The following is an 8,125-nucleotide window of genomic DNA, read 5'->3' on the forward strand; positions in this document are numbered from 1 at the left end:
GCCGTTCCACGGAACCTCCGCCACCAGCCCTCGCACGGGGGGGGGGGGGGGGGGGGGGGGGGGGGGGGGGGGGGGGGGGGGGGGGGGGGGGGGGGGGGGGGGGGGGGGGGGGGGGGGGGGGGGGGGGGGGGGGGGGGGGGGCTCCTCGCCCGGCGCCCACGACGCCGATCTCGCGGAGCCGGTCGTCGACGCGGCCGACGACACGGACCGCGGGACGTCCGGAGTCGAGACCGGCGATCAGGGGAAGCCGTGGATGGCACACCAGCCGTTCCACGGAACCTCCGCCACCAGCCCTCGCACGTGCCACGATCCGTATGCCATTCATGCCGACACCGTGATTCCCGCGGATTCGCGCGCCGACGCGGGCGGCGGCCCCGCGGCCTCGTTTCCTATGCTGCTGGTGCACATGCCGCCGCTTGTGCACACGACCCGCACCTGTGCACTCGAACCGCGGAAGAAGGCAGAACCGAACGTGGCTGTGAAGTACCTCCGCCCCCATCAGCGCGAAGCCGTGGACGCGGTGCTGCGGGCGCTCGAACTGCCCGTACCGCCGGTCGTGCCCGAGCGGGGGCTGCGCACTCAGGTGGTCATGGCCACCGGGTCGGGCAAGAGTCTCGTGGCCGCCCGGAGCGCCGAGGAGCTTCGGGCGGGCCGGGTGCTGGTCCTCGTACCGTCCCTTGATCTGCTCGTCCAGACCGAGGCCGCGTGGCGCGAGGGCGGCCGTACGGGCCCCATGGTCGGGGTGTCGTCCCTGCGGGGCGAGGAGGCCGTCTTCGCCAACACCACGGACGTGGACGAGCTGATCGAGTGGGTGCGGCCGTTCGACAGGATCACCGTCTTCGCCACCTACGCCTCACTGGGCATGGGCACCCTTGAGCGCGCCCATCAGGGCGGCCTGCCGGGGTGGGACCTGATCGTCGTGGACGAGGCGCACCGGTGTTCGGGCCGGATCGGCAAACCGTGGGCGGTCGTGCACGACAACACCCGCATCCCCGCCCTGCGCAGGCTGTACATGACCGCCACGCCCCGCCTGTGGCAGCTGGACGAGGACAACGACCAGGGGCAGCCGGGTGAGGCGGGTGGTCCGGGTGAGGCGGGCAGATTCGGTGTGCCGGGTGAGCTGGTCGCGTCCATGGAGGACGATCCGGACGGCCCCTTCGGGGCCCGCTGCTACACGCTGAGCCTGTCCGAGGCGATCGACCGGGGCATCTGCGCGCCGTACCAGGTGGTGTGCCTGGACATCACCGACACCCAGTTCCAGGCCGCCCGGCTCCTGGGCACCGAGGCACGCTCGGACCAGGTGAGAGGAGCACGGCTCGCCGCGTTGCAGACCGCTCTGGTGAAGGCGTCGACGGAGGAGGACTTCCGGCGCGCACTCGTCTTCCACCACTTCATGCGGGAGGCCGAGGCGTTCGCGGTCGGCCTCCCGGAGGTCGCGCGCCGACTGCACGCCACCGACAGCGCGCTGTATCCGGAGACGGTGTGGGCCGACTGGCTGTGCGGTGAGCACAAGCCGCTCCACCGGCGTCGCGTCCTCGCGGAGTTCGCGGAGGGGGTAGCCCCGAATGGCACCGAGGTCGAGAAGAGCTTCCTCAGTTCGGTGAAGGTCCTGGGTGAGGGCGTCGACACCAAGAACTGCGACTCCGTCTACTTCGCCGACGTACGGGGCTCCATGCCCGACCTGGTCCAGGCCGTGGGCCGGGCGCTGCGGATGCGGCCCGACGAGGGCAAGACCGCCTCACTCGTGGTTCCGGTGCTGCTCGGGCCGGGTGAGACGGCCGACAACATGCTCACCTCGCGGGCGTTCGCCGGTCTCGCGAAGCTGCTTGAGGCGCTCCGGGCGCACGACGCCCGGGTGGTGGAGGCGCTGGCCGAACAGCAGGCACCGAGCCGCTCCAGGCCCGTGCGGGAAGCAGGCACCGAGGCCGAATCCGATGCCTCGCGGGACGACGGGGACGCGGGCGACGAGCAGGGCAGCGGGGCCGTGCTCCGCATGCCCTCCCGGCCCGCGCGGCAACTCCTGCGGTTCTCCACGCCGCGCGACCCCGCGCAGCTGGCGGCCTTCATCAACCTGCGCGTCGTCAATCCCGAGCACGAGCACTGGCGACGGGGCGTGGAAGCCGCCGTCATCTACTCCCGGCTCCACGGCGACCTGCGCGTCCCCTTCACCTACCGCGTCCCCGCCGCCGCTCAGGGTCAGCTCGCGTACGACGAGGACGAGGACGCGGACGCGGAGTACGAGGAGAGGGCGCACGATAGTGAGGGACCGGACGGCACCGGTGGTGCCCCGGGGTGGCCCGCCTCGCTCGCGGCCTTTCCGCTGGGGCAGTGGATCGCCGACGCCCGCAGGTTCCATGCCCGCGGCCGTCTGGGCGACGACCGGGTCCAGCAGCTCGACGACCTGGGCATGGTGTGGTCGCACCACGACGTCGCGTGGGAGGAGGGCCTTGCCGCCGCCCGCGGCTGGGCGAAGGAGAACGGCCACCTCCTCGCGCCCACCGACGCCGTCCACCACGGATACCGGGTGGGTATCTTCCTGAAGAACGCCCGTGCCGCGGCGCGCCGCGCACAGGACATCGAGCGGGCGGCGACCCGCGGCGGGCCCGTCCGGTCGCCCGTCGGCGGCGTCCTGCCGGAGGAACGGCGCGAACAGCTCGCGGACATCGACCCCGCCTGGTGTCCGGCCTGGTCCGTGGCGTGGCAGCGCTGCTTCCACCTCGTACGGCAGCATCTGCGGACCGGCGGCACGCTGCCGGTGGAGCCGGGCGGCGCCGTACGCCAGGGCGAGGACCTGGGGCGGTGGGTGCGCGCCCAGCGCCTCGGCTTCGACCGGCTCACCGAGGCGCAGCGGTGGATGTGCGAACACGTCCTCGGCATCCGCCCGGCCGACGAGAAGGAGAAGCCGAGGCCGCGCACGTCCCAGGCCGACAAGTGGGCACTCAACTACGCGGCGGCCCACCAGTTCTACGCACGCGAGGGCCATCTGCGCGTACCGCGCAAGCACGTGGAGAGGCTGGTCCTGGGCGCCGACGGCGGACCGGGGCGGCGGGAGGAGCGGGAGCTCCTGCTCGGCGCCTGGGTCAGCAACCAGCGGAGCAGAGCCGCCACGCTCTCCCCCGAGCGCGTGGAGCGGCTCTCCGCCATCGGCATGCGCTGGACCTAGCGGGCGCTACCAGGGCCTGCTGGCGGTCCACTTGTTGTTTCCGGCGAAGGTGACGGGCGCGGGCGTACAGCCGCCCAGGTTGGCGGGCTTGAAGGAGTCCTTGCCCCACTTGCGCATCGTCGGAGTGGTCCTGTTCCTGGAGGCGTCCGAGCCGTACTTGGCATTGGAGTAGGTCCGGTTGCCCACGGTGTTGGCCTTGAGGACGGTTCCCTTGCCGCACTTCTCGCTGCCGAAGCGCCAGTCGCTGACGATCGCCTTGTATCCGGCACGCCAGAAGCGGTTCGAGGTGACCCGGGCGTTGTCGCTGCCGTGCCGGAACCGGATCGGGTCACCGGAGATGTAGCCGAAGCGGTTGCTCGCGATGGTGGTGCCGTCGGAGTTGTTGGCGGCGTACACGCCGTGCACACCGGCCGGGCTGCGCCCGTTGTTCTCCAGGTGGTAGAAGCGGTTGCCGGAGATGGTGGCGCGGTTGGCCCCTTTCAGGTGGACGCCGCCGAAGCCCTCCTTCGCCGGATCGCCCCGTGGGACGTACTTGCTGCCGATGTAGCGGATCAGGTTGTTCCGCACCGTGACCGACGAGGCGCCGCCGACATGGATACCGCCGTGTCGGCACTTCTCGATGGTCAGGTTGCTGACGTCGGCGTTCGCGTCGCCCGCGTCGAGCTTGACACCGTACTCGGAGGACGAGCGGGTGCACCTGACGACCGTGGCGGCGGCCGTGGAGTCGGCGCCCTTGAGGGTGATCCGGCCGCCCGGGGAAGGGACGTAGCTCCAGTCGATCGGGGCATGGACGCCCGCGGCCAGGCGAATCGTGACGTTGCGGGCCTGTCTGGCCTCGGCGATCCGCTGCGCCTCGGCGACCGTGGACGTCCGGAGCGTGTCCGGCGCCTCCGGCACCCCGCGGGTGGTGGCGTCCACGTAGACCGTGAGGTCCTCCGGCTGACCGGGCCGCGTCTGCGCGGTGGCCGGTGACGAGAGGCCGATGCCTGCCGCGGTCAGGCAGGTGACCGCGACGGCGAGTGAGGTGTGCGTCTTCAACTGTGCGCTCCGGTGATGGGTTGGGCGGGTCAGCAGGTCAGCAGGTCAGCAGGTCACGGTCTTGTCGTACGTGCCGATGCTCCACGTGTGCTGGAAGCCGCCACCGGCGCCCACCGTGCGGCAGCTGCTGTCCGGGCCCAGGCTGACCACGATCTGGAGCCTCATGGTGCGGCCGCAGTTGTTGTAGACGGACGCGCCCTGGCCCCGCACGAAGCGCTCGACGCACGAGGGGGCCGTGCCCTGGGCGCTGCGTGACGCCGCCGCGGCGGTGCCCGCGGTCGCCGTGGTGCCGAGCCCGGCCAGGGCCATGGCCGTCACCAGGACGGCCACTCGCCTGCGGGTGCCGCCGCGCCGCATGTCGCTGTGCTGGTTGCTGCTGGTGCTGCTGCTCATCGTTGCCTCCGATGCTGGTCTCCTGTCAGAGGGCAACCTTGCTCGGCGGGCCTTGGACACACCATGAGCAAACCTTGAATCCGCTGGTAGCGGGGCACCGGCCGCATACGGCCACAGGGCGGAACGGGGCTCGGGCGGCGTGGTGCGGGGCGGCGGCGACTCGGTGGCTCGGGCGCGGCGTCAGCGCCCCCGTGGTGACCCCGCCCGACGAGACGAAGCCGTTCTCCGCCGAGTGGCCGGGCAAGGGCACCCTGCCCGTCACCGACGACGCGGGCTCCCCCGTCAAGGTGGGCCCATGGGCAGCGCGGGCCAGGGCGGGGCCAACTGACCCACGGGGTCGCCGGATGCCGCCCTCTACCAGCGCACCGGCAGCTCCCGCAGGCTCCGCATGAGGCTGGTGCGCCACCGCGGCGTACCGTCACCGTCGAAGGCCAGGTCAGGGAAGCGGTCCAGCAGGATGCGCAGGGCCAGCGTCGCCTCCAGGCGGGCCAGCGGGGCGCCCAGACAGTGGTGCAGGCCGTGCCCGAAGGCGAGGTGAGCGCGGGTCACGGCCGGATCGCGGCGGATGTCGAACCGGTCGGGGCCGGGGAAGCGCGCGGGGTCGCGGTTCGCGGCGGCGATGGAGAGCACGACGCGGGCGCCCGCCGGTATGCGGGCGCCGCCGAGGTCGATCGGTTCCGCGGCGTAGCGGTAGGTGCCCGCGGGCGCGGGTGGCTCCAGGCGCAGCGCCTCCTCCACGGCACCCCGTGTGAGCTCGGGGTCGGCGCGCAGCGCGGCGAGCTGCTCGGGGTGGCCGAGCAGCAGGAGTACGGCGTTGGCGATGAGGTTGACCGTGGTCTCGTGCCCCGCGACGAGCAGCAGGAAGGCCATGCCGAGCAGTTCTTCCGGGGTGAGCCGGTCGGCCCCGTCCGCGTCGTGCGCGCGGACCAGGGCGTGCAGCAGATCGCTCTCCGCCGCCTCCCGCAGCCCCCGCTTCTGTTCCGCGAGTCCGGCGAGGTAGGCGCCCATCTCCTGCGAGGCGCGGGCGGACCGCTCCGGATCGTCGAGGGCGACGACCCGCGTGGACCAGGCGCGGAAGGCGGGCCGGTCCGCCTCCGGCACGCCGAGCAGCTCGCAGATGATGGTGAGCGGCAGCGGATAGGCGTACGCGGCCACGAGGTCGGTACGGCCGTCCGCGGCCACGGCGTCCAGGAGCGCGCCGGCCGCCTCCTCGACGCGGGGACGCAGCGCCTGGACGCGGCGGGCGGTGAACTCGCGGGCCACCAGGGTGCGCAGGCGGGTGTGGTCGGGCGGATCGACCTGGAGCATGTTGCGGCCCACCGCGTACAGCCCGTCGTCCTCGAAGTCGGCCGAGTACCGCACGTCGTTGCGCAGTCTCGGGTCGGCGAACGCGGCGCGCACTTCCTCGTGCCCGACGACCAGCCAGGACTCGTCGCCGGTGGGGAACCGTGCGTGGTGGACCGGTCCGCGGGAGCGCAGTGCGGCGAAGGCGGAGTACGGGTCGGCCGTGAAGTCTTCGGTGAAATCGGTGAGTTGCACGGTGGGCTGGTGGGAGTGGGTGGGGTGCTGCGTGCGCATGGGCGGCTCCCGGACGGAAGTGGGGAGGACTCCCCGTTTGCATGTCGGGGGGCGACCCTAACACGGAGCGGGGAGCACTCCCCGTTTCAGCTCCGGACTGCGCCCAGTACATTTGTCCGACCCCGCGCAGGACACCCGTCCCCTCGAAGACGTGTCTCGCGGCACTGCTCCCCCGGCCGTCGGCCTCCCTAGACTCGCCGCATGTTCACATCCCGCACACCAGGACCGGACGACGCCTGGGAAGGCATCGTCGAGAACAAGTCACGGGGCATGCTCGACGGCGCGAACATGTATCACTTCGTGGAGATCCGGCGCCCCGACGGCACGGCCATGAAGGTGCGCGTCGCACGCGGGCTCTGGAAGTCGGTCGCCGTCGGCGACCGCGTCGTCAAGGGGGCCGGTGACGATCCGGTCAAGGCGTAGACGACCGGGACGTGGGCGGCTCAGGCGTGCCCGGCCGGGGTGTCAGATCCTGCTGCCGTCGTACGGGCGGCCGTCCGTGGCCGCCGTGCGCCGGACCCGGGACACAGCGGCGGTGGCGGTAGCGGGCGAGAGGGCCGCGGCGACCAGCATGAGCAGCAGTACGGGGATCATCGCGGCGCGCAGTCCGTGGTGTTCGCCGAGGAAGCCGAGGGCCGGAGGTCCCGCCAGCAGCGCGACGTAGCCGATCCGGGAGGTCAGCGCGACGCGACCGGCGGTGTCCGGCCCCGAATCGCCCGCCGCGGAGAGGGCCAGCGGGAAGCCGAGCGAGGTGCCGAGCCCCCAGAGCAGCACGGCGCAACCGGCCGCCACCGGGGAGTCCACGAAGGACACCAGGGCGATGCCGACGGCCGTCAGGAGCGCCCCGCCACCGAGCACCACGGGCCGCCCGGCCCGGGCAACCACGGGACCACCGGCGAAGCGGCCCGCCGCCATGGCGGCGGCGAAGCCCGTGTACACCAGCGACCCGAGATCGGCGGGCATGTCGTGACCGTCGACCATCAGCAGCGGCAGCCAGTCGGTGGCGGCGCCCTCGGCGAGCGTCATGCCGAGCACCACACCGCCGATCAGCAGAAGCCGCGGGTCGAGGCAGAGGCGGCGCTCCCGGGACCCCTCGGCCGCGTCGGAGGCGGTGGCCCGGGCGCCGGCGCCGGTCCGTGCGCGGCGGCCGATGCCGGGGCGCAGCCTCGGTATCACGCACGCGAACAGCACGGCCCCCACAACCAGTACGGCCGCGAGGTGCCAGGGCACTGGGAAGCCGACCGCCGCGCCCGCCACCCCGAGGCCCGCTCCGGCCACGGTGCCGAGGCTGTAGCAGCCGTGCAGCGCGGGCAGCACGGGCCGGCCGAGTTCCTGTTCCAGGCCCGCACCGTCGATGTTGCTCGCGACCTCCGAGAGCCCCATACCGGCGCCGAAGAGCAGCAGGCCGAGGGCCACCACGGGCGCCGAGGACGCCGTCGTGCCGAGGGCCGCCACGCCGACACCGGCCAGCACCAAGGACATGCAGGCGACGATGACGGGCCGGGTCGAGAACCGTGCCACCAGGACCCCGGCCGCCAGGATGCCGAGCATCGAGCCGACGGACATGCCGAAGAGCACCAGGCCCATCTCGGCGGTGGAGGCGCCGAGCCGGTCCCGGACGTCGGGGGTGCGGGTGACCCAGGTGGAGAGCGACAGGCCGGGGATCGCGAAGCACAGCTGGAGGGCGGTGCGGTGACGGTGGAGCAGCGGGTCCATGGCGGCGTGAGCCTCCGGGGCGCGGGGGGGCGGCTGTATCCGCGTACCCTAGCCACGCCCGTGCGCTCCCCCGAACTGACGGCAGGTGCGGACTACCGCTGGCCCGTCCGGCCTTCTAGGCTCGGGGGAGGACGTAAGGCTCCCGGTCCCCGAGCCGTGAAGTTCGCCCGCCGAGGACTGGCTGGAGCCGCACCACCGACATCGCGGCTCCGGCCCGCCGCCCTCCAGCGCACCCGC

6 protein-coding genes and 1 pseudogene are annotated in these 8,125 nt (G+C 73.1%); 3 read left to right on the forward strand and 4 right to left on the reverse strand.

What is annotated here, in order from left to right; all coding sequences use genetic code 11:
* Window positions 1–472: 472 nt before the first annotated feature.
* Entirely contained in the window at window positions 473–3,163 is a 2,691-nt protein-coding gene (locus AB8Z36_RS24295) for a DEAD/DEAH box helicase (RefSeq protein ID WP_369215493.1), read from the forward strand.
* Window positions 3,164–3,169: 6 nt separating this feature from the next.
* Here AB8Z36_RS24295 and AB8Z36_RS24300 read toward each other — a convergent pair whose 3' ends face one another.
* Window positions 3,170–4,201: a right-handed parallel beta-helix repeat-containing protein gene (locus tag AB8Z36_RS24300; RefSeq protein ID WP_369215494.1), complete on the reverse strand. Its 1,032-nt coding sequence runs from the start codon at window positions 4,199–4,201 to the stop codon at window positions 3,170–3,172.
* 45 nt (window positions 4,202–4,246) lie between these two features.
* Complete coding sequence (locus AB8Z36_RS24305) at window positions 4,247–4,594, reverse strand: hypothetical protein (protein WP_369215495.1); 348 nt, start codon at window positions 4,592–4,594, stop codon at window positions 4,247–4,249.
* Window positions 4,595–4,782: 188 nt separating this feature from the next.
* Here AB8Z36_RS24305 and AB8Z36_RS24310 point away from each other — a divergent pair.
* Window positions 4,783–4,922: pseudogene (locus AB8Z36_RS24310) on the forward strand (DUF4232 domain-containing protein); the annotation flags it as partial.
* Between the two features lie 26 nt (window positions 4,923–4,948).
* Here AB8Z36_RS24310 and AB8Z36_RS24315 read toward each other — a convergent pair.
* Window positions 4,949–6,172, reverse strand: a complete 1,224-nt coding sequence (locus AB8Z36_RS24315) for a cytochrome P450 family protein (RefSeq protein ID WP_369215496.1) — start codon at window positions 6,170–6,172, stop codon at window positions 4,949–4,951.
* A gap of 201 nt (window positions 6,173–6,373) precedes the next feature.
* Here AB8Z36_RS24315 and AB8Z36_RS24320 point away from each other — a divergent pair, with 201 nt between their 5' ends.
* A complete protein-coding gene (locus tag AB8Z36_RS24320; RefSeq protein WP_369215497.1) occupies window positions 6,374–6,595 on the forward strand; it encodes a DUF7489 domain-containing protein in 222 nt (73 codons plus the stop codon).
* Window positions 6,596–6,637: 42 nt separating this feature from the next.
* Here AB8Z36_RS24320 and AB8Z36_RS24325 read toward each other — a convergent pair whose 3' ends face one another.
* A complete protein-coding gene (locus AB8Z36_RS24325) occupies window positions 6,638–7,888 on the reverse strand; it encodes an MFS transporter (protein ID WP_369215498.1) in 1,251 nt (416 codons plus the stop codon).
* Window positions 7,889–8,125 lie beyond the last annotated feature (237 nt).

The sequence above is a fragment of the Streptomyces flavofungini genome, from assembly GCF_041028215.1.
In the GTDB taxonomy this organism is placed as follows: Bacteria; Actinomycetota; Actinomycetes; order Streptomycetales; family Streptomycetaceae; genus Streptomyces; species Streptomyces flavofungini_B.

What these genes read in the sequence shown, in the direction of transcription:
- AB8Z36_RS24320 (WP_369215497.1), top strand. Translation starts at nt 6,374, where the DNA reads ATGTTCACATCCCGCACACCAGGACCGGACGACGCCTGGGAAGGCATC.
- AB8Z36_RS24325 (WP_369215498.1), bottom strand. Translation starts at nt 7,888, where the DNA reads ATGGACCCGCTGCTCCACCGTCACCGCACCGCCCTCCAGCTGTGCTTC.
- AB8Z36_RS24315 (WP_369215496.1), bottom strand. Translation starts at nt 6,172, where the DNA reads ATGCGCACGCAGCACCCCACCCACTCCCACCAGCCCACCGTGCAACTC.
- AB8Z36_RS24305 (WP_369215495.1), bottom strand. Translation starts at nt 4,594, where the DNA reads ATGAGCAGCAGCACCAGCAGCAACCAGCACAGCGACATGCGGCGCGGC.